General features: G+C 43.1%; 1 protein-coding gene. It reads right to left on the bottom strand.

Going from position 1 to position 255, the window contains the following annotated elements; genetic code table 11:
* Nucleotides 1-255, bottom strand: a 255-nt coding sequence (locus tag RYX56_RS23770; protein WP_439108533.1) for a sodium:solute symporter family transporter, incomplete at both ends; no start/stop codon positions are given.

Here is a 255-nt window from a genome sequence, read left to right as displayed (position 1 = left end):
ATATCTGCCAACGTATACTTTCCAAGGTTTCTTAAAGGTTCGGCTACTAAAAACATGACAACCAGATAGGCAATCAAAAACCCGATGCTGTAAAAAAATCCGTCAAAACCATTTAAAGCAATCGCTCCGGCAATCCCCAAAAAGGAAGCTGCCGACAAGTAGTCACCGGAAATGGCAATCCCATTTTGAAAACCGCTTAAACCACCACCCGCTGTATAAAAGTCGCCGGTTGTTTTTGTTCGTCTTGCAGCATAG

This window comes from Alkalihalophilus lindianensis (genome assembly GCF_032843265.1).
In the GTDB taxonomy this organism is placed as follows: domain Bacteria; phylum Bacillota; class Bacilli; order Bacillales; family Bacillaceae_D; genus Alkalihalophilus; species Alkalihalophilus lindianensis.
The sequence above is the reverse complement of the archived record's forward strand: the minus strand, read 5'-3'. Positions and strand labels throughout refer to the sequence as shown.